The sequence below is a fragment of the Streptomyces fradiae genome (assembly GCF_041270065.1).
Lineage (GTDB): Bacteria > Actinomycetota > Actinomycetes > Streptomycetales > Streptomycetaceae > Streptomyces.
This window is the reverse complement of record NZ_CP065958.1, coordinates 4,600,328-4,625,576: the sequence shown is the minus strand read 5'-3', so window position 1 is coordinate 4,625,576 and position 25,249 is coordinate 4,600,328. Positions and strand designations below refer to the sequence as shown.

Genomic DNA, 25,249 nt, shown 5'->3' with positions numbered 1-25,249 from the left:
GAAAACTCATCGAAGTACCCTCCCCGAATGACCAGCGAGAGCAACTTCGTCCTCTTCGACGTCGACGGCACCCTCATGGACGCCGTCGAGAACCAGCGCCGCGTCTGGCACGCGTGGGCCGGGCGGCACGGGCTCGACGGGGCCGAGGTGTACGCCGTCGCGCTGCGCACGCGGCCGGTGGAGACGTTCGCGGCCGTGGCGCCCGGGGCGGATCCGGCGGAGTGTCTGGCGCTGCTGCACGCGCTGGAGGACGAGGACGTGCGGACCGGGGTGTACGGGGCGTTCGCCGGGGCCGGCGAGCTGTTGCGGGCGCTGCCCACCGGGCGCTGGGCGCTGGTGACGTCGAACTACGAGCACCGGGTGCGGGGGCGGTTCGAGCGGACCGGGCTGCCCGTGCCCGAGGTCGTGGTGGACGCGGCGTCGGTGGCGGAGGGCAAGCCGTCGCCCGTGCCGTATCTGCGGGCGGCGGAGATCCTCGGGGCGGACCCGGCGCGGTGTCTGGTGATCGAGGACGCGCCGTCCGGCGTACGGGCGGGGCGGGCAGCCGGGATGACCGTCTGGACCGTCAACACGGCGACGGCCGCGGAGGGTTCGCAGCGGCACTTCGCGACGCTCGCGGAGGCGGCGCCGGAGATCCTGGCCTGGGTGTGAGCCGGCGCCCCTGACGCGCGCGGGCCCGGGGCGAGGTCGTGAGCGCCTCGCCCCGGGCCCGGGAGTGACAACGTGGTGTCGCGCTGCGGAGACTCAGCCGCCGATGGGCAGGCCACCGAGGACCGGGAGGCTCTTCACCGGCAGGTTGCCGAGGCCCGAGGTCGTCGCGCCGTCCAGCGGCAGGGTCTTGGTGACGTTGCCGACGCCGCCGACGCTGTCCGTCACCTGCGCGAGCGGCAGCGCCGACTCCGCGGCGTTCGCGGCGGGCGCGACGGCACCGGCGACGGCGAGGGAACCGAGTACGACGGCGGCGGCCTTCAGCTTCTTCATGGGGATCCTGCCTCTCTGGGGGACGACCGGGCGCGGGCCCGGCGATCGATACGCCGTGGATAACGACAAGGTCACGGCGCAGACACCCCTTCCCCTCCGGCTTTCTCCTGCGCGGCCATCACCTCGTCCCCGTGCTCGAAGGCCCACGCGCCGATCAGGTCGATGGCGGGCAGCAGGGTTCGGCCCAGCGGGGTCAGGGCGTAGGCGACGTGCGGGGGCGACGCCCCGGGTCGGGGGCTCCGGTCGATCAGGCCGTTGAACTGCAGGCGGCGGAGGGTCTCGTTGAGGACCTTGGAGCTGATCCCGCCGATGCGGTCGCGGAGTTCGACCGGGCGCTGCGGATCGTCACGGAGGGCCCAGAGGACCACCGCGTTCCAGGTGTTGGAGAGCAGGTCGAAGGCGAGGCGGGCGCGGCAGTCCGCGAGAAAGTCGTCGGGCGTCACGTACCGAATGGTGCCCGAGCGGCTCTCTAGCGTCGGTGTCATCGGCTCATCGGCCGACGGAGAGGCCGACGGAGAAGCCGACGGAGAGAGGGGAACCAGCATGCGGATCGGCGTCCTGGGAACGGGCAACATGGCCGACGCGCTCGCCACGCAGTGGGTGCGGGCAGGGCACGAAGTGACCATCGGCGGGCGGGACTTGGCGCGTGCGGCCGGGCTGGCCGCACGGATCGGGGACGGGACGCGGGGCGGCGGGCTGCGGGAGGCCGCCGAGTTCGGGGAGGTCGTCCTGGCCGCCCTGCCGTACGGGGCGGGCGCCGGCGTCGTACGGGAGCTGCGCACCGCCCTCGCGGGCCGGACGCTCGTCGACTGCTCCAACCCCGTCGGGCCGGGCTTCGAGCTCCTGACGGAGGGCGGTCCGTCGGCCGCGCGGCAGCTGGCCGACGCGGCACCGGAGGCGCGGGTCGTGAAGGCCTTCAACCTCTGCCACGAGGGGGTGTGGCGGCTGAGCCCGCCGGTCTTCGACGGGCGGCCGCTCGCCGTCCCGGTCTGCGGCGACGACGAGGCCGCCGTCGCCCGAGTGCGCACCCTGGTCGCGGACCTCGGCTGCACGCCGTTCGCGGGCGGCGGCCTGGACCGCGCGGGCCTCCTGGAGGCCACGGCCGCACTCTTCATCGCGCTCTGGGTCGGCGAGGGCGCCGACGTCCAGGCCATCGCCCCGCCGCTGGGCTAGCGCGAAGGTCCGGCTCCCGCCTCCCTCGCGTCCAACGCCTCGTCCAGCGTCGTCGCCGCCATGATCAGCGAGAGATGGGTGAACGCCTGCGGGAAGTTGCCGAGTTGCTCGCCGCTGGGCCCGATCTCCTCGGCGAAGAGGCCGACGTGGTTGGCGTACGTGAGCATCTTCTCGAAGGTGAAACGGGCCTGCCGCACCCGGCCGGCCCGGGCGAGCGCGTCCACGTACAGGAAGGTGCACAGGCTGAAGGTGCCCTCGGCGCCGCGCAGGCCGTCCGGGGAGGCGGCGGGGTCGTAGCGGTGCACCAGGCTGTCCTGGACGAGGCTGCGCTCGATGGCGTCGAGGGTGCTCAGCCAGGCCGGGTCGGTGGGGCTGAGCAGGCCGGAGCGCGGGATGAGCAGCAGGGACGCGTCGAGGACGTCCCCGCCGTAGTACTGGACGAGCGCCTGTCGGCTGCCGCTCCAGCCGCGCTGCATGACCTGGGCGTAGATCGCGTCGCGGGCCGTGCGCCAGGTGTCGAGGGCGGCGGGGCGGCCGAACTCCTCGGCGAGCCGCAGGCCGCGGTCGAAGGCCACCCACGACATCACCCGGCTGAAGGTGAAGTCGCGCTGCCCGCCCCGGGTCTCCCAGATCCCCTCGTCGGGTTCGTCCCAGGACTTCGCCAGCCAGTCGAGCAGCCCGGAGACCGCCCGCCAGCCCTTGTGGGTGGGCTGGGTGTCGAGGCCGCGGCCCTGGGCGAGGGCGTAGAGGGCCTCGCCGTAGATGTCGAGCTGGAGCTGGTCGGCGGCGCCGTTGCCGACGCGTACGGGCGCGGAGCCGCGGTAGCCCTCGAAGTCGGTCAGGATCTCCTCGGGCAGCCACGGGTCGCCGTCCACCCGGTACATGATCTGGAGCGGCCGCACGGCCTCCGCGGTCTCGGTGCGTTCCTTCACGCGGTCGGTCAGCCAGTCCGTGAACGCCGCCGCCTCGTCCACGAACCCGAGGTCGAGCAGGGCCCGGACGGCGAGCGAGCCGTCGCGGATCCAGGTGTAGCGGTAGTCCCAGTTGCGTTCGCCGCCGACGAGTTCGGGCAGGCCGAGGGTGCCGGCGGCGATCGGGGCGCCGCTGGGCAGATACGTGAGGAGCTTGAGGGTGATCGCGGAGCGGTGCACCATGTCGGGCCAGCGACCCCGGTAGCGGGCCGTGCGCACCCAGCCCTGCCAGAAGTCGACGGCGTCCCACAGGGCCGCTTCGGCCTCCTCGGGGCCGGGCAGCGGCGGGGCGGGGTCCTGCGGGCCGGTCACCGTGAAGGAGGCGCCGGCGACGGCGCCCTCGGTGAGGGTGAGGCGGCCGCGTACGTCGAACTCGCCGTCCCGCTCAAGGGGGACGTTCGACTGGAGGTACGCGGCGATGCCGGGCGCGCGGAAGACGGCGGTGGGGCCGTCGAGCGTGGTCTCGTGCGGGTCGCGGCCGAAGCCGAAGCGCGGCCGGCACTCCAGGGTGAAGGTGACGGTGCCGCGGGTGCAGCGCATCACGCGCAGGATGGCGTGCCGGTCGGTGGCGCGGCCGGTGCGGTCGGGCGGCATCCAGTCGATCAACTCGCCGACGCCGTCGGGGGACATGAAGCGGGTGACGAGCAGGGCGGTGTCGGGGTAGTAGAGCTGTTTCGTCGTCACCTCGCCGCCGCCGTCGACGGCATCGACGGACAGGCGGAACCAGCCGCCGCGGTCGTGGTCGAGGAGCGCGGAGAAGACGCCCGGGGAGTCGAAGCGCGGCACCGCGAACCAGTCGACGACGCCCTCGTCCGAGACGAGCGCGCACGTCTGAAGGTCGCCCACCAGGCCGTGCGCGGCGATGAGCGGGTACCGCTTCACGCTTCCACTATCGGGCACAGCGCCGCACACCGCACCGCGCGGGAACCCGATCGTTCCGGGCACGGATCGTCGGGTGCTGGGAGGGTGGGGGTTCCTACGGTGAAGACACCCCGGAAGAACCGGGGTGGAAGGACAGGCGGAGGGACTGACGTGCTGGAGGGGCTGAACCGGGCGCTGGACCATGTGGAGCGCCATCTCGCGGACCGCGAGGTGGACGTCGCCGAGGCCGCGCGGATCGCGGCGACCTCGGAGTACCACTTCCGGCGCCTGTTCTCGGCGCTCGCCGGGATGCCGCTCTCGGTGTACGTACGGCGCCGGCGCATGACCCTGGCCGGGGCCGAGGTGCTGTCCGGCGAGCGGACGCTCCTGGACGTGGCCGTGTCGTACGGCTACGGCTCGGGCGAGGCCTTCGCCCGCGCGTTCCGCTCCGTGCACGGCATCGGGCCGGGCGAGGCCCGGCGCGCCGGAGCCGCGCTCGTCTCGCAGCCGCGGATGTCCTTCCGAGTCGTCATCGAAGGGAGCAGCAGCATGCGATACCGGATCGTCGAGCAGGACGCGTTCCGTCTGGTCGGGCGGAAGGCCCGGATCCCGCTCGTCCACGAGGGGGTGAACCCGGCGGGCGCCGCGTTGGTGGAGAGCCTGGGCGTGGAGACGATCGTACGGATGAAGGCGCTGTCCGACCGGGAGCCGGCGGGGGTCCTGTCGGCCGTGGAGCATCTGTCCGAGAGCCGTGAAGAGGGCGCCGAGGTGGACTACTGGATCGGCGTCGCGACCGGCCCGGACAGCCGGCCCACGGAGGATTCCGACGCGCTCGACGTCCTCGACGTGCCGGCCGGGACCTGGGCGGTCTTCGACGACCACGGCCCGTACCCGAGCGCGCTGCAGGAGCTGTGGCGGGACGTGTTCACGCAGTGGTTCCCGTCCAACCCGTACACGAGCCGGCCGGGTCCGGAGCTGCTGCGGACCCAGCCGGTGGAGATCGGCACGAACACGGACTCCCAGCTGTGGATCCCCGTCGAGCGCACCGGCGAACGGGTCAGCGGGAGCGCCGGGGCCTGAACACCGGCACCTGGAACTCGCCCTTCTCGCCCTCCGGCCTGAAGGCGAGCTCCAGGTCCATGCCGATCCGGAGCTCCGCCTCCGGGCAGTCGACGATCTCGGTCATCATCCGGGGGCCCTCGGCGAGGTCGACGACGGCGGCGACGTACGGGACGCGGTCGCCGAACGGCGGGAGGTCGTTGCGGTGCACGACGGACCAGGTGTAGAGCACCGCGCGCCCTTCCGCCCGGCGCCATTCGACCTGCTCGCTCCAGCAGTGCGGGCAGAACTCGCGCGGATAGTGGTGGGGCCGGTCGCAGGCGGTGCAGTGGCGGAGCAGCAGCCGGCCCTCGGCGGCGGCGTCCCAGTAGGGCCGGGTGAAGGCGTCGACGTCCGGCGTCGCTGTCATCGGAGGGGTCCCATCAGAAGAGTCCGATCGCGTGGTCGAGGGACCAGGTCTGCCAGGACATCGCGAAGAGGGCGACGACCGATATCAGCGCCATCATCGCGTTCTGCCCCTGCTCGGCCCAGTCGTGGATCATCAGGACGAGGTAGAGGAGGTTGAGCAGCAGCCCGCAGACGAGGGCGACGGGGGTCAGCAGGCCGGTGACCAGGCCGAGGCCGAGGGCGAGTTCGGCGTAGACGACCACGTACGCCATGAGCTTGGGGCGCGGGGTCACCACGCTCCGGAAGCCGGTGCGCACCGCCGCCCACTTGTGCTTGCCGGCGACGTCCGCCGCCCAGGCGATGCCCGTGCCGCGTTCGAACCAGCCCTTCTTGTCCTTGTGGCGCCAGCTCTCCAGCCACCACAGGCCGAGGCCGATGCGGAGGACGGCGAGCCATTCGGCGCCGGTGAGCCAGATCGTCTGCATGTGCCGTGCCTCCCCGAGCCCGGGACAAGGAAAACTGACAGACCGTCAGTTCACCGGATCCCGACACATCTCCGCAAGACCTCTGTCAGACCGCTGCCAGACCTCTGCGAGCGTGATCGATTCGCAACCGAACTCCCTCTTGACCGAGACCCACGGCGTGTACGCGTCATTACGCTCAGCATTCATGACCGTCACCCCCCAGCCCCACCCCGTTTACGTCGTCGGCGCCGGCCCCGGCGGCCTCGCCGTCGCCGCCGCCCTGCGCGCGCGGGGCGTACGGGCCGTCGTCCTGGAGAAGTCGGACGCCGTCGGCGCCTCCTGGCGCCACCACTACGACCGGCTGCGGCTGCACACCACCCGGCGCCTCTCCTCGCTGCCCGGCCTGCGCATACCCCGCTCCTTCGGACGGTGGGTGGCCCGCGCGGACGTGGTGCGCTACCTGGAGAAGTACGCGGAGTTCCACGATCTGGAGATCGTGACGGGGGTGGAGGTGACCCGGATCGAGCAGGAGCAGGAGGAGTGGATCCTGCACGCGACGGGCGGGCGGCGGCTCGTCGGCTGCGCCGTCGTGGTCGCCACCGGCTTCAACCACACGCCCCGGCTTCCCGACTGGCCCGGCCTGGACACGTACACGGCGAAGGCGGAGCTCGTGCACGCGAGCGCGTACCGCAACCCCGCGCCGTACGAGGGCCGGGACGTCCTCGTCGTCGGCGCGGGCAACACCGGCGCGGAGATCGCGGCGGACCTGGCCGACGGCGGCGCCGCCCGGGTCCGGCTCGCGGTGCGCACGCCCCCGTACATCGTGCGCCGCTCCACCCTCGGGTGGCCCACCCAGCGCAGCGGCATCCTCATCCGCCGGCTCCCGGTGGGCCTGGTCGACCGGCTGACCGGGCTGCTCGGCCGCTTCATGACCGCCGACCTCTCCGCGTACGGGCTGCCCCGGCCCACCGGCGGCCTCTACTCGCGCGTGCGCGCCGGGGCGATCCCGGTGCAGGACGTGGGTCTGGTCGCGGCCGTACGCGCCGGGAAGGTCGAGCCGGTGGCCGCCGTCGACTCCTTCGAGGGCGGCGAGGTCGTCCTCGCCGACGGCTCCCGCATCACCCCGGACGCGGTCGTCGCGGCGACCGGCTACCGCCGGGCCCTGGAGCCGCTGCTCGGGCACCTCGGCGTGCTCGACGAGCGCGGGCGGCCGGTCACGGGCGCCGGCAAGGGCGGGAAGGCCGGGAAAGCCGGGAAGGCGGCACTGCCGCAGGGGCTGTACTTCACCGGGTTCACCAATCCGATCAGCGGGATGTTCCGGGAGATGGCGCTCGACGCGGAGCGGATCGCGGGCCGGATCGCCCGGCGGCTGGCGAAACGCCGGGCGTAGCGGACGACTTGGCGTGCCCGGGCGCCGTAGGTTCGGAGCTGACCGATCTCCGTTCGAAAGGCACCCGATCATGCGCCCCGACCTCACGACGACCCGCCGGACCGTCCTCGCCGCCGGCGCCGGGGCGGCCCTCGCGGCCGCCCTGCCCGCCACCTCCGCCCATGCCGCACCCCGCGAGAACGGCCGGGCCCGACAGCGGTTACGCGCCCTGGAGCAGGAGCACGGGGCGCGCCTCGGGGCGTACGCCTACGACACCGGGAGCGGGCGCCTGGTGACGTACCGCGCGGACGAACTCTTCCCGATGTGCTCGACGTTCAAGACGCTCGGCGCGGCGGCGGTGCTGCGGGACCTCGACCGGGACGGGGAGTTCCTGGACCGGCGCATCCGCTACACGCAGGAGGACGTGACGCGTTCGGGCTGGTCGCCGATCACGAAGGACCATGTCGGCGACGGGATGACGGTCGCCGAGCTGTGCCGGTACTCGATCACCCACAGCGACAACACGGCCGCCAATCTGCTGCTCCGCGAGCTGGGCGGCCCCACGGCGATCACCCGCTTCGCCCGCTCGGTCGGTGACCCGGTGACCCGCCTCGACCGCTGGGAGCCCGAGCTGAACTCGGCCGAGCCGTGGCGCACGACGGACACGACGAGCCCGCGCGCCCTGGGCCGTACGTACGGCCGCCTGGTCCTCGGCGACGCCCTCGCCCCGGCCGACCGGCGCCTGCTCACCGGCTGGCTGCTCGCCAACACGACCAGCGGGCAGCGCTTCCGCAAGGGCCTGCCGGCGGACTGGACCGTCGCCGACAAGACGGGCGGCGGGCGCTACGGCGGCAACAACGACGCGGGCGTCGCCTGGCCGCCCGGGCGCCCGCCGGTGGTCCTGACGGTCCTGACGACGAAGCCGGCCGAGGACGCGGCGGCCGACGACGTACTGGTGGCGCGGGCGGCGGGGATCCTGGCGGACGCGGTGAGCGCGGGCTAGTCCTGCCCGGCCCGAGGACTCGGCTTCCGCACGCCTATTCCTGACTTACCGTCAGTTGAGTAATCTGACTCATCGTCAGATCGGTTTTCGGTGTTCGGGACGGGCGGTGCGGACGACGATGCTGGGATCGACTCACGGGACCTTCACCACCGATCTCCGGGCGCGGGTCGTCGCCTGCGGGGAGCAGCCCGACCGGACCGTCGTGCACGGCGTCACCGCCGTCGAGGGCGACACGGACGTCAGCGGGCGCCCGCTGTACGCGCCGGTGCCCGAGCTCGACCGGTTCTTCCGGCCCGAGGTGGTGGCGGTGGTCGGGGCCTCGGACACCGAGGGGCGGCCCAACACCGGGATCACCAGGCAGCTGCTCGACTGGGCCGGGCGGGTCGGGGCGCGGGTGGTGCCCGTGCACCCGACCCGTACCGCCGTGTTCGGAATCGACTGCGTGCCGTCCGTGGCCGAGCTCGACGAGCTCGGGGTGCCCGTCGACCTGGCCGTGCTCCTCGTCGCCGATCCCCTCCCGGTGATCGAGCAACTCGCCGAGTCCAAGGTGAAGTTCGCGGTCGTCTTCGCGTCCGGCTTCGCCGAGACCGGCGAGGCGGGCGCCCGCGCCCAGGAGCGGCTCGCGGCGGCCGTCGAGCGCTCCGGGATCCGGCTCCTCGGCCCCAACACCAACCTCAACGCCTTCGAGCGCTTCCGGGAGGATCTGGACGGGCCGGCCATTGCGCTCATCACCCAGTCCGGGCACCAAGGGAGGCCCGTGTTCACCCTGCAGGAGCTGGGCGTCCGGCTCTCGCACTGGGCGCCCACCGGCAACGAGGCCGACCTGGAGACCGCCGACTTCATCTCGTACTTCGCGCACCGGCCCGAGGTCGGGGCCATCGCCTGTTACGTGGAGGGGCTGAAGGACGGCCGGTCGTTCCTGCTCGCCGCCGACCAGGCAGCCCGCAACCAGGTGCCCGTCGTCGCCGTGAAGGTCGGCCGCACCGAGGCCGGCGCCCGGATGGCCGCCTCGCACACCGGGAAGCTCACCGGGGCGGACCAGGTCGTCGACGCGGCCATGCGCCAGTTCGGGGTGATCCGGGTCGACGGGCTCGACCAGCTCCAGGACACCGCCGCGCTGCTCGCCCGGGCCCGCAAGCCGGTCGCGGACGGGGTCGTCGTCTACTCCATCTCCGGCGGCACCGGCGCCCACTTCTCCGACCTGGCCACGGCGGCGGGGCTCACCCTCCCCACGCTCTCGCAGGCCCGGCAGGACGAGCTGCACCAGTGGATCCCGGAGTACCTGAGCGTGGCAAACCCGGTCGACAACGGCGGGCACCCGGTGGGCGACTGGCGCGGCCGGAAGATCATCGACGCGATCCTCGCCGACCCGGCGGTCGGGGTGCTGATCTGTCCGATCACCGGCCCCTTCCCGCCCATGAGCGACAAGCTCGCCCAGGACCTGGTCGACGCCGCCGAGCGGACCGACAAGCTGGTGTGCGTGGTGTGGGGGTCGCCGGTCGGGACCGAGGACGCCTACCGCACCACCCTCCTCGGCTCCTCCCGCGTCGCCACCTTCCGCACCTTCGGCAACTGCATCGGCGCGGTCAAGGCCTACCTCGACCACCACCGCTTCACCACCGGCTACCGCTCCCCCTTCGACGAGGCCCCACGCACCCCGTCCCCGTCCCTGCGCAAGGCGCAGGCCCTGATGCGGCCCGGCCACCGGCTCAGCGAGCACGCGGCGAAGCAGCTGCTCCGCGCGTACGGGATACGGGTGCCCCGCGAGCAGCTGGTGACCAGCGCGGCGGCGGCGGTACGGGCGGCCGGGCTCGTCGGCTACCCGGTCGTGATGAAGGCCTCCGGCCCGCAGCTCGCGCACAAGACGGAGCTCGGCCTGGTGAAGGTCGGACTGACCTCGGCGAGCCAGATCCGGGACGCCTACCGGGAGTTGACGGACATCGCCCGTTACGAGGGCATCGACCTGGACGGCATCCTGGTGTGCCAGATGGTCGGGCGCGGGGTCGAGATGGTGGTGGGCGTGACGCACGACGCGCTCTTCGGGCCCACGGTCACGGTGGGTCTGGGCGGGGTCCTGGTGGAGGTCCTGAACGACGCGGCCGTGCGCGTACCGCCGTTCGGTGAGCGCGAGGCCCGCGACATGCTCGGCGAGCTGCGCGGCCGGGCGCTGCTCGACGGGGTGCGGGGGGCGCCGCCTGCGGACCTGGACGCGCTGGTGGAGGTGGTCCTGCGGGTGCAGCGCATGGCGCTCGAACTCGACGGGGACCTGGCCGAGTTGGACATCAATCCGCTGATGGTGCTGCCGCGGGGGCAGGGGGCGGTGGCCCTGGACGCGCTCGCGGTCTGCCGGTAGTCGAAGGGGTTCGCGTGTCGGACGTTCTGCACTCCGCCGAGAACGGCGTCTCATGGATCACGCTCAACCGCCCGGAGGCGATGAACGCGGTCACCTGGGACCAGCGGGAGCGGATCATCGCGCTCCTCGCCGAGGCCTCCGCCGATCCGGCGGTCCGGGCGGTGGTGATCACGGCCACCGGCCGGGGCTTCTGCGCGGGCGCGGACCTGCGCGGCGGGCCGTCGGCGGCGGGCGGGGAACGGGTGCAGGGCGACGTGGCCCGGATGATCCGGCGGGGCGCGCAGCGCTTCATCGCCGCCGTCCTCGACTGCGAGAAGCCGGTGATCGCGGCGGTGAACGGCACGGCGGCCGGGATCGGGGCGCATCTGGCCTTCGCGTGCGACCTGGTGCTCGCCGCCGAGTCGGCGAAGTTCGTTGAGGTGTTCATACGGCGCGGGATCGTGCCCGACGGCGGCGGGGCGTATCTGCTGCCGCGGCTGATCGGCCCGCAGCGGGCGAAGGAGCTGATGTTCTTCGGCGACGCGCTGCCGGCGGCGGAGGCGCGGGCGATGGGCCTGGTGAACCGGGTGGTCCCGGCCGAGAATCTGGCGAAGACCGCTCGCGAGTGGGCCGAACGCCTCGCCCAGGGCCCCACCCGGGCCCTCGCCCTCACCAAGCAGCTCGTCAACGCCTCCTTGTCCACCGACCGCGCCGGCGCCTTCGCGGCGGAGGCGACGGCGCAGGAGCTGTGCATGACGACGCGGGACGCGCAGGAGGGGGTGGCGGCGTTCGTGGAGCGGCGGACGCCGTCGTACGAGGGCAGGTAGCCGCCGTCACACCCTTCTCTTCTGACGGTCCGTCAGCTTCAATGAGGGGCATGATGGGACACGCTGGGATGGCGGCCACCGCCGTCCGATACCTCAGGTCGGCCGGGGCGCCCACGGCCGTGGATCCGCTCCCCCGCCCGGCGCTCCGGGCGGTGCGGGACGACGAGCGGATGCCCGTCGATCCGGGGGAGTTCCGCCGCGTCCTCGGCCACTTCGCGAGCGGGGTCACGATCGTCACGGCGGTCGACGAGACCGGCCCGACGGGCTTCGCCTGCCAGTCCTTCGCCTCGCTCTCCCTCGACCCGCCCCTGGTCGTCTTCATGGTCGCCCGTACGTCGACCACCTGGCCCCGCATCGCCCGCGCGGGCCGCTTCTGCGTGAACATCCTCGGCGCGGACCAGGGCCCGCTCTGCCGCGCCTTCGCGGTCAGCGGCGCGGACAAGTTCGCGGGCGTGCCCTGGACCCCCGCCCCGACCACCGGCTCCCCGCGCCTGCCGGGCGCCCCGGCCTGGGTGGACTGCGAGATCGCCGCGGTCCACACGGGCGGCGACCACCTGATCGTGGTGGGCCGCGTGGAGGCCCTGGGGGCGACGGACGAGACCGGCGACCCGCTGCTCTTCCACCGGGGGCGGTTCGGCCGCTTCGACGGCTAGGTCCTCGGGCGGCCGCCCTATACCGCCGCGAGCGGCTCCGGCTTCGGTTCCGGCTTCCGCCGGATCACCAGGGCCATCAGCGCCGCCGCCGCGCACAGCGCGCCCGAGGCGTACCAGACGATGTCGTACGAGCCGAAGACGTCCCGCGCCAGGCCGCCCGCGAAGGCGATGACGGCGGCGCCGACCTGGTGGGAGGCGAGGACCCAGCCGAAGACGATGGCGCTGTCCTCGCCGTAGTGCTCGCGGCAGAGCGCGATGGTGGGCGGGACGGTGGCGACCCAGTCGAGGCCGTAGAAGACGATGAAGAACAGCATCGGCGGGTGCACGGCCGGTGCGAGCAGCATCGGCAGGAAGAGCAGCGAGACGCCGCGCAGCGCGTAGTAGACGGCGAGCAGGCGGCGCGCCTCGAAGCGGTCGGTGAACCAGCCGGAGGCGATCGTGCCGACGACGTCGAAGACGCCGATCACGGCGAGGAGCCCGGCGGCCGCCGTGACCGGCATGCCGTGGTCGTGGGCGGCCGGTACGAAGTGGGTCTTGACCAGGCCGTTCGTCGAGGCGCCGCAGATCGCGAAGGTGCCGGCGAGGAGCCAGAAGGGGCCGGTGCGGGCCGCGCGGAAGAGGACGGTGACGGCGCGGCGGGCGGCGCCGGTGACGGGCGCGGGCTTCGGCGCGTACTCCCCGCCGTACGGGGCGAGCCCGACGTCCGCCGGGTGGTCGCGGAGCAGCAGCCAGACGAACGGGACGACGGCGAGCGCGGCGAGCGCCACCGTCACGGCCGCCGGCTCCCAGCCGTGGTGCTCGACCAGCCACGACAGCAGCGGCAGGAAGACCAGCTGGCCCGAGGCGCCGGCCGCGGTGAGGATGCCGGTGACCAGACCGCGCCGGGCGGTGAACCAGCGGTTGGTGACGGTCGCGGCGAAGGCCAGCGCCATGGAGCCGCTGCCGAGGCCGACGAGCACGCCCCAGTAGAGGACCAGTTGCCAGGCCGCCGTCATCCATACGGTGAGCAGCGAACCGGCCGCGATGACCGTGAGCGCCACGGCCACCACCCGGCGGATGCCGAACCGGTCCATGAGCGCGGCGGCGAACGGCGCCGTCAGGCCGTACAGCGCGAGGTTCACCGACACCGCGAAGCCGATCGTGCCCCGCGACCAGTGGAACTCCTCGTGCAGCGGCTCGATGAGCAGCCCGGGCAGCGAGGCGAAGGCGGCCGCGCCGATGATCGTGACGAAGGTGACGGCCGCGACGAACCACGCGCGGTGGATACGAGGGGTACGGACGGGGCCGTCGGGCGTACGGGCGGCGGCGGGGGTCTCGGTTGTCTGGGTCACGTCATCAAGGATCCCGAGCACCCCGCCCTCCCACCATTGGCCCGAATGACAGCTTTCCAACGGATCGGGCCACGACCCCTGGCCGGGTCAGAGTCGCGGCAGCGTCCTGATCGGGCGCACCACCAGCAACGCCCCCACCACAATCACCGCGATCCCCGCCCCCACGAGCAGCACCCGCTCCGTCCCCACCACCACCGCCACCGGGCCCGAAAGCGCCCGCCCCACGCCCATCATCAGCAGCGATCCGGCCACGTCATACGCGTGCATCCGGTTCAGCGCGTCCTGCGGGACATGCGTCTGGACGGACGTCGACCACATCACCAGCCAGAACGCGAAGGCCGCCCCCGCCAGGAACGCGCCCGTGTGCAGCAGCGGCACCGGCGCCCCGGTCCCGAGCAGCAGCAGGTTCACCGGCAGGCCGAGCAGCGCCACCGCGCCGGCGGCGAGCGGGCGCACCGGGCGCAGCCGGAGCGCGAGGAGGCCGCCGACGGCGCTGCCCGCGCCGTTGACGGCCATCAGCACGCCGTACGTGGCGGAGCCGTACTCCTCGGTGATCAGGCTCGCGGTGAGCGGCACCATCGGCCCGGCGACCGTCAGGCCGTACACCGTCCAGATCGCGATGACCCCCCACAGCCAGCTGCGGGCCCGGAACTCCCGCCATCCGAGGGCCATTTCGGCGAGCAGCGAGCCGCGCGGGGCGTCGTCGGACGGCACCGGGGCGACGCGCAGCAGGACGAAGCAGACGGCGCTGACGGCGAAGGTGGAGGCGTTGACGGCGAAGGCGGCGCCCGCGTTCCAGAGCGCGACCAGCAGACCGGCGAGGGCCGGGCCCGCCATGGTCATCAGCGCCTCGACGACCCGCAGCACGGCGTTGGCCCGCTGCACGTCGGGTGCGATGCGCGGGATGGTCGACGCGACGCCCGGCTGGAACAGCGCGGCGCCGACACCGGCGACGGCGGACAGCACGTACACCGCCCACAGCGGCGGGCTGCCGAGCGCGAAGGCGACCGCGAGGAGCAGCGCCCCGGGGAGGCGCAGCAGATCGGCGATGATCATCATCCGGCGGGCGGTGAAACGGTCCGCGAGGACCCCGCCGAAGAGCACGAAGACGGCGAAGGCCGCCGTCCACAGGCCGAGCGCGTAGCCGACGGAGGAGCCGGAGTGGCCGGCGCCGATGAGTCCGGCCGCGAAGGCGACCGGGACCATGCCCTCGCCGAGGACGGCGACGGCGCGGGCGACGAAGAAGAGCCGGAAGTTACGGTTCCAGAGCGCGGGCGGCGCGGAGTCCCCTCGGGGAATCTGCGCGGCGGTCTCAGACTTGTACGTGTTGTCCGTCACGAACACACACACGTACCAGCAAGGTGGTCTGGACCACCACTGCTTTACGCAACCGCTTTCCGAAGGGAGTCCAGCATGCGGGCGCACCGCGTCGCCGTCCTCGCCCTGCCCGGGCTCCTCCCCTTCGAACTCGGCATCCCGCACCGGATCTTCGGCCGCGCCAAGGACCCGGCGGGCCGGCCGCTGTACGAGATCGTGACCTGCGCCCCGGTCCCCGGACCGGTGCAGACGGACGCCGACTTCGCCATCCACGTCGAGCACGGCCCGGAGGTGCTCGCCACCGCCGACACGGTGGTCGTGCCCGCCTCGTACGAGCTGGGGCCGGTGTACGAGGAGGGGCGGCTGACCGACGAGCTGGCCGCCGCGCTCGCGCGGATCCGGCCCGGCACGCGGCTGGTGTCCATCTGCACCGGCGGGTACGTGCTCGCCGCGGCCGGGTTCCTCGACGGGCGCCCGGCGACCACGCACTGGGCCTCCGCCGAGCACTTCCAGCGGGCCTTCCCGAAGGTGCGGGTCGACGCGGACGTGCTGTTCGTGGACGACGGGGACGTGCTGACCTCGGCCGGGGTGGCCGCCGGGATCGACCTGTGCCTGCACATCGTGCGCCGCGACCACGGCACCGCCGTCGCCAACGAGGTGGCCCGGCGCACGGTGGTGCCGCCGCACCGGGACGGCGGGCAGGCGCAGTACATCGCGCGGCCCGTGCCCGAGCCGGGGAGCTCGACCACGACCGCCGCCCGGGCCTGGGCCCTCGCCCACCTCCACGAGCCGATCCAGCTGCGCGACCTGGCCGTACGGGAGTCGATGAGCGTACGGACCTTCACCCGCCGCTTCCGCGACGAGGTCGGCGTCAGCCCCGGCCAGTGGCTCACCCAGCAGCGGGTGGAGCGCGCCCGGCACCTCCTCGAGTCCACGGACCTGCCGGTCGACCAGATCGCCCGCGACGCCGGCTTCGGCACCGCCCAGTCGCTGCGGACGCACCTCCAGGCGGCGATCGGGGTGACGCCGACGGCGTACCGGCGCACCTTCCGTACGGCGACGGCGGGTGCGCCGGCCGTCTGAGCCGGGCGCGGGTCCGAGGGTCAGAACGTGAGCACGCCCCTCGCCACCTTCCCCTGCTCCGCGTCCTCCACCGCCCGCGCGAAATCCTCCACCGGGTAGGTGGCGGTGACCAGTTCGTCGAGCAGGAGGCGGCCCGAGCGGTACAGCTCGGCGTACAGCGCGATGTCCTTCTGCGGGCGCGAGGAGCCGTAGCGGCAGCCGAGGATCGACTTGTCCAGGAACATCGCGGCGGGCGGGAAGCTCGCCTCGGCGGTCGGCGCGGTCATCCCGAGCAGGATCGCCTGGCCGTGCCGGTCGAGCAGGTCGATCGCGGTGCGGACGAGTCCGGTGTGGCCGACGCACTCGAAGACGTGGTCGGCGCCGGTGGGCAGCACGTCCCGTACGGCGTCCGTGGACGTCGACGTCAGGAAGTGCGTGGCGCCGAAGAGGCGGGCCACGTCCTCCTTGGCCGGGTTGGTGTCGACGGCGACGATGGTGGGCGCGCCGGCGATCCGCGCGCCCTGGATCACGTTGAGGCCGATGCCGCCGGTGCCGATGACGACGACGGTCTCGCCGTGGGCGACCTTGGCGCGGTTGAGGACCGCGCCGACGCCGGTCAGGACGCCGCAGCCCATGAGGGCGGCGGAGGTGAGCGGGATGTCCTCCGGGATCTTCACCGCCTGGACGGCCTTGACGACGGTCCGCTCGGCGAAGGAGGAGTTGGACGCGAACTGGAAGAGGGGGGTTCCGGCCCGCGAGAACGGCCGGCCGGGCCTGCCGATGGCCTTGCGGCACATGGTGGGCCGGCCCCGGTCGCAGTCGGCGCAGGCGCCGCAGTTCGCGAGCGTGGACAGCGCGACGTGGTCGCCGGGCGCGACATGCGTGACGCCGGGCCCGACGGCCTGGACGACCCCGGCGCCCTCGTGTCCGAGGACGACGGGCGCGGGGAACGGGATCGTCCCGTCCACGACGGACAGATCGCTGTGACACAGCCCGGCGGCCCGTATGCCGACGAGCACCTCGCCAGGTCCGGGCTCGCGAACCTCCAGGTCGTCGACGACCCGGACCTCCTTGCCGTCGAACACGACGCCTCTCATGCTGCATGCACCTCCGTCGTGGGCGGGGCCTGGGGATTTCCCCCACCCCACCCCTTCCCGAAACTCTGACGAGACCGCCGAGCCCTGCGGGCCCGGCGAGACCCCAAGGACCTGGGGCGTTGCCCCGGTCCCGGCCACCCGAGCGAACCGGGCACGGCCCGGGGCCCGGCGGCGCGGGCCGACCCGAACGGTCCGCGGCCGAGGCCGGGGCGCAGCCCGGGGCCCGCCCGGCGCGGGGCCGGCCCACGGCACGCCCCACCCCCACGACACCCCCTACGCGTTCGGGCGCGAGCCCCGGGCTGCCGCGCGGGCCATTTCCTCCAGCTGTTGGAGCATCGGCATGGGGTCGATGCCGACCGTGCCCGGGAGGAAGTCGGCGATGCGGTCCGGGGTCCAGGTGCCGGACTCGGCGTAGGCGGCGCGGAGTTCGCGGGGTTGGGACCAGACGGCGATCTTGGGGCCGGCGATCGTGTAGACCTGGCCGGTGATGCGCTCGGCCTTGGCGCGGTCGGAGAGGAGGTAGACGACGAGGGCGGCGACGTCCTCGGGTTCGCCGATCTCCTTGAGCTCCATGGGCACGTTGGCGGACATGCGGGTGCGGGCGACCGGGGCGACGGCGTTGGCCGTGACGCCGTACTTGTGCAGGCCGAGCGCGGCACTCCGCACGAGGGAGATGATGCCGCCCTTGGCGGCGGAGTAGTTGGCCTGGGCCACCGATCCCGCGTGGTTGCCGCTGGTGAAGCCGATGAGGGTGCCGGACCCCTGGCGGCGCATCACGGCGGAGGCGGCCCGGAAGACGGTGAAGGTGCCCTTGAGGTGGGTGGCGACGACCGGGTCCCACTCCTCCTCGGTCATGTTGAAGAGCATCCGCTCGCGCAGGATGCCGGCCACGCACACCACCCCGTCGATCCGCCCGTACTCGGCGAGCGCCACGTCCACCAGGCGCTGCCCGCCCGCCATCGTCGAGATGTCGTCGGCGACGGCCACCGCCGCGCCGCCCGCCGCCTCGATCTCCTTCACCACCGCCTCGGCGACCGCGCTCGTCGGCTCGCCTCCCTCGATGGAGACCCCGTAGTCGTTGACGACGACCTTCGCGCCCTCGGCGGCGCAGGCGAGGGCGACCGCACGGCCGATCCCCCGCCCCGCGCCCGTGACGGCGACGACCTTCCCTGCCAAGAAGTTCCCCACGCCCGGCCCCTTCCCGCGGTTTCTGACGGTCCGTTAGATTCATTCGTCAGCGGGATTCTACGACCCGTCAGATACCGGAGAACAAGACCTCGGAGGCCCCGATGTCACTTCCCGTCGAGTTCCACGAGATCGCCAAACGCGTGAACAACTGGGGGCGTTGGGGGCGCGACGACGAGATCGGCACCCTCAACCTGATCACCGACGACGTCGTACGCACGGCCGCCGCGACCGTCCGGACCGGCCGCCGCGTCCCGCTCGCCGTCGACCTCAAGCAGGACGGCGTGCAGACCGGCATGATCGCCGGCCGGGTCAACCCGCTGCACGTCATGGTGCAGATCAACCAGGAGCTCTTCGGCCCCGGCACGGTCGCCACCAGCGACGACGCGGTGACCATGGGCCTGCAGGCCGGCACCCACTGGGACGCCCTCACGCACGCCTCCCACTCGGGCCGGATCTACAACGGGCGCCCCGCCGCCACCGTCACCGCCCACGGGCGCTCCGAGTTCAGCGGCATCCACACCGCCCGGCACGTCGTGAGCCGCGGGGTGCTGCTCGACGTGGCGGCGGCCAAGGGGGTGGACCGGCTGCCCGGGGACCACGCGGTGACGCCCGAGGACCTCGACGAGGCCGCCGAGTTCGGCGGGGTGACCGTACGGTCCGGGGACGTCGTGCTCGTACGCACCGGGCAGATCCAGGTGTATCTGGCCGGCGACAAGCACGGCTACGCCTTCCCGTCGCCCGGCCTGTCCGTCCGTACGCCCGAGTGGTTCCACGCCCGGGACGTGGCGGCGGTCGCCGACGACACGCTCACCTTCGAGATCTTCCCGCCGGAGATCGAGAACCTGTGGATGCCCGTGCACGCCCTCGATCTGGTCGAGATGGGCATGCTGCAGGGCCAGAACTGGAATCTTGAGGAGTTGTCCACAGCCTGTGCACAGGAGCGGCGTTACGCGTTCCTGCTCTCCGCGATGCCCGAGCCCTTCGTCGGCGGCACGGGCACACCGGTCGCACCGGTGGCGGTGTTCTAAAAAACCAGGACCGGGGCTACCGCGGGTGGCGGCACACTCGCGCGCGCCCCGAGCACGGCACGATTCGCCGCCACCCGTCACGACCCGCGCACGTCGAGGGGGCATGGCGCGGCCCCTCGACTCCCCTCGCAGAACGAATCGCTCACCCAAGGGTGATCAATGCACCACGAACCGTCAACAGCGCACCCGTGAGGGTGACACCGACGCGACGGACTCCGCCGCCGGCGCCCGGTCCACCTCGCACCAGATGCTCTTGCCCGCGCCCTCGCGCTGCCAGCCCCACCGGTCGGCGAGCCCGTCCACCAACTCCAGGCCGCGCCCGTTGGTGTCCTCGCCCTCCGCGTGCCGGGGCCGCGGCGGCCGGTCGCTCGTGTCGGCGACCTCGACCCGCACCCCGCCCCCGCCGAACAGCATCCGGAGCACCGCCGGACAGCCCGTGTGGACCACGGCGTTGGTCACGAGCTCGGAGATGAGCAGCACCAGCGTCTCCGCCAGCGGCTCGTCCTCCCCTATGCCGGACCCGGCCATTCGCGAACGCGCCCATCGCCTGGCGCGCCCCACCTCCGCCGGGTCGGGCCCGACCTCCAACTGCACCTGAAGCACCTGCACCGTTCACACCATCCGAACCGGCGGACACACCTTTACGGAACGTGATTCCCTTGTGGGACAGCATGGTTGACGTACAGTCACGGCAACAAGCGCTTCGGGCATATTCCAGCGCGAAGGAGTACGCATGGTCCATACTGTGCGACGCACGCCCCGAGGAGTCGAACGCGGGGCGCGCCGGCCTGTCCGAGCGGCGGGCATTCCCGGCCGCGGAGCCACCGCATCGGCGGCACCGGCGCGGTCCGGGCCCACAAGCACTCGCATCCCACGGAGCGTACCGGAGCGGACCGCCGACTCCGGCGCGTGACGACCCCCGCGAAGGACACAACACGGTATCGACGCTGTGTGACCCGACGGGTACGACGCGGCACCGGGAGCGCGCCCCTACAACCGGGCCGCGACCAGCTCCTCGGCCGCCGCCCCGCCGAGCCCGCGCTCGGCCCGTACCCAGGCCCGTTTCAGATGCAGATGCACATCGGCCTCCCAGGTGAAGCCCATTCCGCCGTGCACCTGGAGGCAGTCGCGGGCGCCGGCCACGGCGGCCTCGTCGGCGAGCAGCCGGGCCCCGGCGATCTCGGCGGGGTCGGCGGTGACGGCGGCGGCGTAGACGGCGGCGCGGGCGAGCTCGGTCCGTACGAGCATTCCGGCGCACAGGTGTTTCACGGCTTGGAATCCGCCCACGGGCTGTCCGAACTGTTCGCGGGTACGGGCGTGGGTGACGGCAAGTTCGGTGCATCGGGCGGCGCTGCCGAGCTGCTCGGCGGCGGTGAGGAGCGAGACCAGGTCCGCGTCGAGCACGCCAATGGCCCCCGCGGGCACCCGGTGCAGCGGCGTCAACGGGTCGACGGACCGGATCGGGACGGCCCCCGCCGCCTCCCCCAGCACCACGTCCGCCGCGTCCAGCCACTCCACCACCGCGCTCCCACCGTCCACGGTCGTCACCACGACCTCCCCCTCCGCCGCCCCCGGCACCTCGCCCGCCGCCAGATGCGTGGCGATCAGCGGCCCGGGCAGCAGCACCCGCCCGGCCTCCTCGAAGAGGAGCACCGCCTCGGGCAGCCCGAGCCCGACCCCGCCCGCCGCCTCCGGCAGCCGCAGCGCGAAGAACCCGGCCGCGCCGAGCTCCCGGAACAGCGCACGGTCGAGGGTCCCCTTGTCCACCGCAGCCCGGAGGGCCGCCCGCCCGAAGCGGGCGGCGAGCAGCTCCCGTACCCCCCGCTTGAGCGCCAGCTGATCCTCGGTCAGTCGGAAGTCCACGGTGTCGGTCACCGGCCCTTCGGCAGGCCGAGGATGCGCTCGGCGACGATGTTCCGCTGGATCTGGGAGGTGCCCGCGGCGATCGTGTACGACAGCGAGGACAGCCGGTCCAGGTTCCAGTCGCGCCCGAGGTCGAGCGCGTCGGGTCCGAGGACGGCGGCGGCCGCGTCGTACAGCTCCTGACGGGCGTGCGAGTAGCGCAGCTTGAAGACGGAGCCGCCGACGCCGGGGACGCCGCCGGTGGCCTGGGCCTCGCTGACGTTCCACTGGGTGAGCCGCCACAGGGCCTGGAACTCGGCGCCGAGCCTGCCGAGCCGGCGGCGCAGGACGGGGTCGTCCCAGCGTCCGTTCTTCCGGGCCTCGCGGGCGAGTTCGCCGAGGACCCGGCGGCAGGCGACGACCTCGCCGACGAAGGCGGTGCCGCGCTCGAAGGAGAGCGTCACCATGGTGACCCGCCAGCCGTCGTTCTCCTCGCCCACCCGGTTCGCCACCGGCACCCGCACCTCGTCGAGGAACATCTCGGCGAACTCGGTGGACCCGGCGAGGGTGCAAAGCGGCCGGACGGTGATGCCGGGGCTGGACATGGGCATCGCGAGCCAGCTGATCCCGCGGTGTTTCGGGGCCTCCGGGTCGGTCCGTACGAGGAGTTCGCACCAGTCGGCGACCTCGGCGTGCGAGGTCCAGATCTTCTGCCCGGTGACGACGTACGCGTCCCCGTCCCGTACCGCCCTGGTCCGCAGCGCCGCCAGGTCGGAGCCGGCCTCGGGCTCGCTGAAGCCCTGGCACCACACCTCGTCGCCGCGCAGCACCGGCTCCAGCCAGCGGGCCCGCTGCCCGGCCGTGCCCTCGGCGGCGATGGTCGGTCCCGCGTGGAGGAGGCCGACGAAGTTGGCGCCGACGTACGGGGCCCCGGCCTTCTCGGTCTCCTCCAGGAAGATCAGCCGCTGGGTCGGCGAGGCGTCCCAGTGCACGTGCCCGTACCCGGCGTCGTACAGCCGGCGCTGCCAGCCGCAGTCGTAGGCGCGGCGGCCGGGCCAGTCGAGCGGGTCGGGCTTCGCCGGCAGCTTCGGCAGCTCGGCGGCGAGCCACTCCCTCAGCCCCGCCCGGAACTCCTCCTCCGCCTCCGAGTAGGTGAGCTCCATCAGACGATGCCCAGGCCCAGCATGCGGATGGCGTTGCCGCGCATCAGTTTGTAGACGGTCTCGTCGTCGAGTCCCTTGACGTGGTCGAGGGCGACTTCCTTGGTGTGCGGGAAGGTGGAGTCGACGTGCGGGTAGTCGGTCTCGAAGGTGGCGTTGTCGCGGCCGACCACGTCCAGGGACGCGATGCCGTGCTTGTCGCGGAAGAAGCAGCAGAAGATCTGCCGGTAGTAGTACGTGGACGGCGGCTCGGGGATCAGATCGCGCACCCCGCCCCAGGCCCGGTGCTCCTCCCACACGTCGTCGGCGCGCTCCAGGGCGTACGGGATCCAGCCCATCTGCCCCTCGCTGTACGCCAACTTCAGTCGCGGGAACTTCACGAGCACGCCGCTGAAGAGGAAGTCCATCATCGAGGCCATCGCGTTGTTGAAGCTGAGGCTGGCCTGGACGGCGGGCGGGGCGTCGGGGGACGCGGCGGGCATCTGGCTGCTGGAGCCGATGTGCATGTTGACCACGGTCCCGGTCTCCTGGCACACGGCGAAGAAGGGGTCCCAGTAGCCGGAGTGGATGGACGGCAGCCCGAGGTGGGTGGGGATCTCGGAGAAGGTGACGGCCCGGACCCCGCGCTCGGCGTTGCGCCGGATCTCGGCGACGGCCAGGTCGATGTCCCAGAGCGGAATGATGCACAGCGGGATCAGCCGGCCGCCGCTGTCGCCGCACCACTCCTCGACCATCCAGTCGTTGTAGGCGCGGACGCATGCCAAGGCGACCTCCTTGTCCTTGGCCTCGGCGAAGGTCTGCCCGCAGAAGCGCGGGAAGGTGGGGAAGCAGAGCGAGGCCTCGACATGGTTGAGGTCCATGTCCTTCAGGCGCGCGACCGGGTCCCAGCAGCCGCGCCGCATCTCCTCCCTGGTGATCCCCTCCAGGGTCATGTCGTCCCGGTCGAAGCCGACGGCGGCGATGTTGCGCTTGTACGGGAACTTCAGGTCCTCGTAGATCCACCAGTCGGTGGGCGGCCCGTCGGGGTCCATCGTGATCTGGTACTTCCCGCCGACGTACGCGAGCTCCCCGATGCCCGCCGTGAGGGGCTGCGGCCCCCGGTCGCGGTACTTGGCGGGGAGCCAGGTCTCGAAGAGGTGCGCGGGCTCGATCACGTGGTCGTCGACGCTGATGATGCGGGGCAGTTCCGTCATGACCCCTCCAGTTTTCTGATGACCCGTCAGATACAGACTGGGCATCAGGCTAGCCCCGCACCTCTGGACCGACAAGGACCGTCCCTCTACGCTCTCGGCACGATCTGACGATCCGTCAGCCAGAAGGAGTACGGGCATGACCGAGACCGCACACGCCCTGGGTGCCTCCCGCACGCTCTGGGAGCTCGTCGTCCGCCGCGCCGCGCTCACCCCCGACCGGCCCGTCCTGCTCCAGGAGGACCGGGTGCTCACCTTCGGGGAGCTGCGCGAGCGGGCCGAGCGCTGTGCCGCCGGGCTGTACGGGAAGGGGGTGCGGCCCGGGAGTGTGGTGGCGTGGCAGCTGCCGACCCGGATCGAGACCGCGGTGCTGTCCTTCGCGCTGGCCCGGCTCGGGGCCGTACAGTCGCCGGTCATCCCGTTCTACCGGGACAAGGAGGTCGGCTTCGCGCTGCGCGCGTCCGGCGCCGAGTTCTTCGCCGTGCCCGGGGTCTGGCGGGGCTTCGACCACACGGAGATGGCCCGGCGGCTCGGCGCCCGCGGGGTCTTCGAGGCGTACGAGAGCCTCCCGGACGGTGACCCGGCAGTGCTGCCGCCCCCGCCCTCGCCCTCCTCCGGCACCGATGTGCGCTGGATCTACTGGACCTCCGGCACCACCTCCGACCCCAAGGGCGTGCTGCACACCGACCGCTCGCTCATCGCGGGCGGCTCCTGCCTCGCCCACGCGCTGCACCTGAGCGAGAGCGACGTCGGCTCGATGGCCTTCCCGTACGCGCACATCGCCGGGCCCGACTACACGGTCATGCTGCTGCTCTACGGCTTCCCGGCCGTCATGTTCGAGCAGTTCGCGCTGCCCGACGCGCTGGAGGAGTACCGCAAACACGGCGTCACGGTGGCGGGCGGCTCCACCGCCTTCTACTCGATGTTCCTCGCCGAGCAGCGCAAGCAGCCGGGCGAGCCGATCATCCCCACCCTGCGGCTGCTCGCGGGCGGCGGCGCGCCCAAGCCGCCGGAGGTCTACCACGCGGTGGTCCGCGAGCTGGGCTGCCAGCTCACCCACGGCTACGGCATGACCGAGGTCCCGATGATCACCATGGGCGACCCGGGCGACACCGCCGAGAACCTGGCGACGACGGAGGGCCGGCCGCCCGCCGGGATGGAGATACGGATCGCCGAGGGCGGCGAGGTCCGGCTGCGCGGCGAGGCGGTGTGCCGGGGCTATCTCGACCCGGCGCAGACCGCCGCCGCCTTCGACGAGGACGGCTTCCTCATCACCGGCGACGTCGGGCACCTCACCCCCGGCGGGCACCTGGTCCTGACCGGCCGCCTGAAGGACGTCATCATCCGCAAGGGGGAGAACATCTCCGCCAAGGAGATCGAGGACCTGCTGCACGAACACCCCGGCGTCGGCGACGCCGCCGTCATCGGCCTCCCGGACGCCGAACGCGGCGAGCGGGTCTGCGCGGTGATCGAACAGCCGGCGGGCGCCGCCCCGCTCACCCTGGAGGAGCTCACCGCCTTCCTCCGCACGGCCGGCCTGTCCGTCTTCAAACTGCCCGAGCAGCTGGAGGTGGTGGACACCCTGCCGCGCAACGAGACGCTGCGGAAGGTCCTCAAGTACAAGCTGAGGGAGCGGTACGCCTAGTCCGTCTCTTCGGGCGCAGGCTCCTCCTGGCGCTTGGCGCGTCGCCCTCTCCACCACGCGACGAGCGCGAAGATCCCCGCGAAGGCGGCCACACCGCCCTTGATGCCGAGCTTCACCGCCACGTACCCGACGAACAGATGCCTGGGCCAGTCGAGCGCCCAGAGGACCCCGACGATCAGCGCGGCGACGGCGACCGCGACCGACACCCCGACGACCGTGCGGGTCGCCTTCGTGGGCTCGCCCGCATCCGGCTTGCCTGCATCCGGCTCGCCCGGCTCCTTGTTCTTCTCTTTCCCCGTGTCATGCACA

Annotated in this window: 25 protein-coding genes; 11 read left to right on the top strand and 14 right to left on the bottom strand. The window is 72.9% G+C overall.

The window, feature by feature from the left end; all coding sequences use genetic code 11:
• Positions 1–27: 27 nt before the first annotated feature.
• On the top strand, positions 28–651 hold the full coding sequence (locus tag JAO84_RS21215; protein WP_370414300.1) for an HAD-IA family hydrolase: 624 nt from the start codon (positions 28–30) through the stop codon (positions 649–651).
• A gap of 93 nt (positions 652–744) precedes the next feature.
• On the opposite strand, the gene JAO84_RS21210 is transcribed toward JAO84_RS21215, so the two are convergent.
• Both JAO84_RS21210 and JAO84_RS21205 read right to left on the bottom strand, forming a co-directional pair.
• Positions 745–981, bottom strand: a complete 237-nt coding sequence (locus JAO84_RS21210) for a hypothetical protein (RefSeq protein WP_370414299.1) — start codon at positions 979–981, stop codon at positions 745–747.
• Positions 982–1,052: 71 nt separating this feature from the next.
• Positions 1,053–1,424: a winged helix-turn-helix transcriptional regulator gene (locus JAO84_RS21205; RefSeq protein ID WP_370414298.1), complete on the bottom strand. Its 372-nt coding sequence runs from the start codon at positions 1,422–1,424 to the stop codon at positions 1,053–1,055.
• 100 nt (positions 1,425–1,524) lie between these two features.
• On the opposite strand from JAO84_RS21205, the gene JAO84_RS21200 reads away from it, so the two are divergent.
• Entirely contained in the window at positions 1,525–2,154 is a 630-nt protein-coding gene (locus JAO84_RS21200) for an NADPH-dependent F420 reductase (RefSeq protein ID WP_370414297.1), read from the top strand.
• Here JAO84_RS21200 and JAO84_RS21195 read toward each other — a convergent pair.
• Positions 2,151–4,007 (bottom strand): glycoside hydrolase family 15 protein, encoded by a 1,857-nt coding sequence (locus JAO84_RS21195; protein WP_370414296.1) that lies wholly within the window; start codon positions 4,005–4,007, stop codon positions 2,151–2,153. The two genes, JAO84_RS21200 and JAO84_RS21195, sit on opposite strands and share 4 nt — an antisense overlap.
• Before the next feature lie 150 nt (positions 4,008–4,157).
• Here JAO84_RS21195 and JAO84_RS21190 point away from each other — a divergent pair, with 150 nt between their 5' ends.
• Entirely contained in the window at positions 4,158–5,066 is a 909-nt protein-coding gene (locus JAO84_RS21190; protein WP_370414295.1) for a helix-turn-helix domain-containing protein, read from the top strand.
• Here the strand turns inward: JAO84_RS21190 and JAO84_RS21185 are convergent.
• Together JAO84_RS21185 and JAO84_RS21180 are read right to left on the bottom strand one after the other, a co-directional pair.
• Positions 5,044–5,454, bottom strand: a complete 411-nt coding sequence (locus tag JAO84_RS21185; protein ID WP_370414294.1) for a Zn-ribbon domain-containing OB-fold protein — start codon at positions 5,452–5,454, stop codon at positions 5,044–5,046. The genes JAO84_RS21190 and JAO84_RS21185 overlap by 23 nt on opposite strands.
• A gap of 13 nt (positions 5,455–5,467) precedes the next feature.
• Positions 5,468–5,917 carry a DoxX family membrane protein gene (locus tag JAO84_RS21180; RefSeq protein ID WP_370414293.1) on the bottom strand — a complete coding sequence of 150 codons (450 nt, stop codon included), beginning with the start codon at positions 5,915–5,917 and terminating at the stop codon, positions 5,468–5,470.
• 184 nt (positions 5,918–6,101) lie between these two features.
• Between JAO84_RS21180 and JAO84_RS21175 the strand changes: the two genes are divergently transcribed.
• From JAO84_RS21175 to JAO84_RS21155, 5 genes are all read left to right on the top strand, one after another.
• Positions 6,102–7,286: a flavin-containing monooxygenase gene (locus JAO84_RS21175; RefSeq protein ID WP_370414292.1), complete on the top strand. Its 1,185-nt coding sequence runs from the start codon at positions 6,102–6,104 to the stop codon at positions 7,284–7,286.
• A 70-nt stretch (positions 7,287–7,356) separates the two neighbouring features.
• Positions 7,357–8,268, top strand: a complete 912-nt coding sequence (bla, locus tag JAO84_RS21170; RefSeq protein ID WP_370414291.1) for a class A beta-lactamase — start codon at positions 7,357–7,359, stop codon at positions 8,266–8,268.
• A 118-nt stretch (positions 8,269–8,386) separates the two neighbouring features.
• The gene (locus JAO84_RS21165; protein ID WP_370414290.1) at positions 8,387–10,621 is read left to right on the top strand and encodes an acetate--CoA ligase family protein; all 2,235 of its coding nucleotides are present in this window, start codon (positions 8,387–8,389) and stop codon (positions 10,619–10,621) included.
• Positions 10,622–10,701: 80 nt separating this feature from the next.
• Positions 10,702–11,427: an enoyl-CoA hydratase/isomerase family protein gene (locus tag JAO84_RS21160; RefSeq protein WP_370416828.1), complete on the top strand. Its 726-nt coding sequence runs from the start codon at positions 10,702–10,704 to the stop codon at positions 11,425–11,427.
• Positions 11,428–11,495: 68 nt separating this feature from the next.
• Positions 11,496–12,080, top strand: a complete 585-nt coding sequence (locus JAO84_RS21155; protein WP_265864072.1) for a flavin reductase family protein — start codon at positions 11,496–11,498, stop codon at positions 12,078–12,080.
• Between the two features lie 17 nt (positions 12,081–12,097).
• Here the strand turns inward: JAO84_RS21155 and JAO84_RS21150 are convergent, their stop codons facing one another.
• Both JAO84_RS21150 and JAO84_RS21145 read right to left on the bottom strand, forming a co-directional pair.
• Positions 12,098–13,411, bottom strand: a complete 1,314-nt coding sequence (locus JAO84_RS21150) for an MFS transporter (protein ID WP_370414289.1) — start codon at positions 13,409–13,411, stop codon at positions 12,098–12,100.
• Positions 13,412–13,498: 87 nt separating this feature from the next.
• On the bottom strand, positions 13,499–14,749 hold the full coding sequence (locus JAO84_RS21145) for an MFS transporter (protein WP_370414288.1): 1,251 nt from the start codon (positions 14,747–14,749) through the stop codon (positions 13,499–13,501).
• 75 nt (positions 14,750–14,824) lie between these two features.
• Here JAO84_RS21145 and JAO84_RS21140 point away from each other — a divergent pair, with 75 nt between their 5' ends.
• Complete coding sequence (locus tag JAO84_RS21140; protein WP_370414287.1) at positions 14,825–15,811, top strand: GlxA family transcriptional regulator; 987 nt, start codon at positions 14,825–14,827, stop codon at positions 15,809–15,811.
• A 20-nt stretch (positions 15,812–15,831) separates the two neighbouring features.
• On the opposite strand, the gene JAO84_RS21135 is transcribed toward JAO84_RS21140, so the two are convergent.
• Complete coding sequence (locus tag JAO84_RS21135) at positions 15,832–16,887, bottom strand: Zn-dependent alcohol dehydrogenase (RefSeq protein ID WP_370414286.1); 1,056 nt, start codon at positions 16,885–16,887, stop codon at positions 15,832–15,834.
• Positions 16,888–17,160: 273 nt separating this feature from the next.
• A complete protein-coding gene (locus tag JAO84_RS21130) occupies positions 17,161–18,075 on the bottom strand; it encodes an SDR family oxidoreductase (RefSeq protein WP_370414285.1) in 915 nt (304 codons plus the stop codon).
• Between the two features lie 101 nt (positions 18,076–18,176).
• Between JAO84_RS21130 and JAO84_RS21125 the strand changes: the two genes are divergently transcribed.
• Positions 18,177–19,103 (top strand): cyclase family protein, encoded by a 927-nt coding sequence (locus tag JAO84_RS21125; protein ID WP_370414284.1) that lies wholly within the window; start codon positions 18,177–18,179, stop codon positions 19,101–19,103.
• 174 nt (positions 19,104–19,277) lie between these two features.
• Here JAO84_RS21125 and JAO84_RS21120 read toward each other — a convergent pair whose 3' ends face one another.
• The 4 genes from JAO84_RS21120 to JAO84_RS21105 form a co-directional block, all read right to left on the bottom strand.
• Positions 19,278–19,712, bottom strand: a complete 435-nt coding sequence (locus JAO84_RS21120) for an ATP-binding protein (protein ID WP_370414283.1) — start codon at positions 19,710–19,712, stop codon at positions 19,278–19,280.
• 381 nt (positions 19,713–20,093) lie between these two features.
• On the bottom strand, positions 20,094–20,966 hold the full coding sequence (locus JAO84_RS21115; RefSeq protein WP_370416827.1) for an acyl-CoA dehydrogenase family protein: 873 nt from the start codon (positions 20,964–20,966) through the stop codon (positions 20,094–20,096).
• A gap of 8 nt (positions 20,967–20,974) precedes the next feature.
• Entirely contained in the window at positions 20,975–22,108 is a 1,134-nt protein-coding gene (locus JAO84_RS21110; RefSeq protein ID WP_370414282.1) for an acyl-CoA dehydrogenase family protein, read from the bottom strand.
• Complete coding sequence (locus JAO84_RS21105) at positions 22,108–23,298, bottom strand: amidohydrolase family protein (RefSeq protein ID WP_370414281.1); 1,191 nt, start codon at positions 23,296–23,298, stop codon at positions 22,108–22,110. Before JAO84_RS21105 ends, JAO84_RS21110 begins: the two co-directional genes overlap by 1 nt.
• A gap of 136 nt (positions 23,299–23,434) precedes the next feature.
• On the opposite strand from JAO84_RS21105, the gene JAO84_RS21100 reads away from it, so the two are divergent.
• Positions 23,435–24,940, top strand: coding sequence for a class I adenylate-forming enzyme family protein (locus JAO84_RS21100; RefSeq protein ID WP_370414280.1), 1,506 nt, complete (start codon positions 23,435–23,437; stop codon positions 24,938–24,940).
• Here JAO84_RS21100 and JAO84_RS21095 read toward each other — a convergent pair.
• Positions 24,937–25,248 (bottom strand): hypothetical protein, encoded by a 312-nt coding sequence (locus JAO84_RS21095; protein WP_370414279.1) that lies wholly within the window; start codon positions 25,246–25,248, stop codon positions 24,937–24,939. The genes JAO84_RS21100 and JAO84_RS21095 overlap by 4 nt on opposite strands.
• Between the last annotated feature and the right edge of the window lies 1 nt (position 25,249).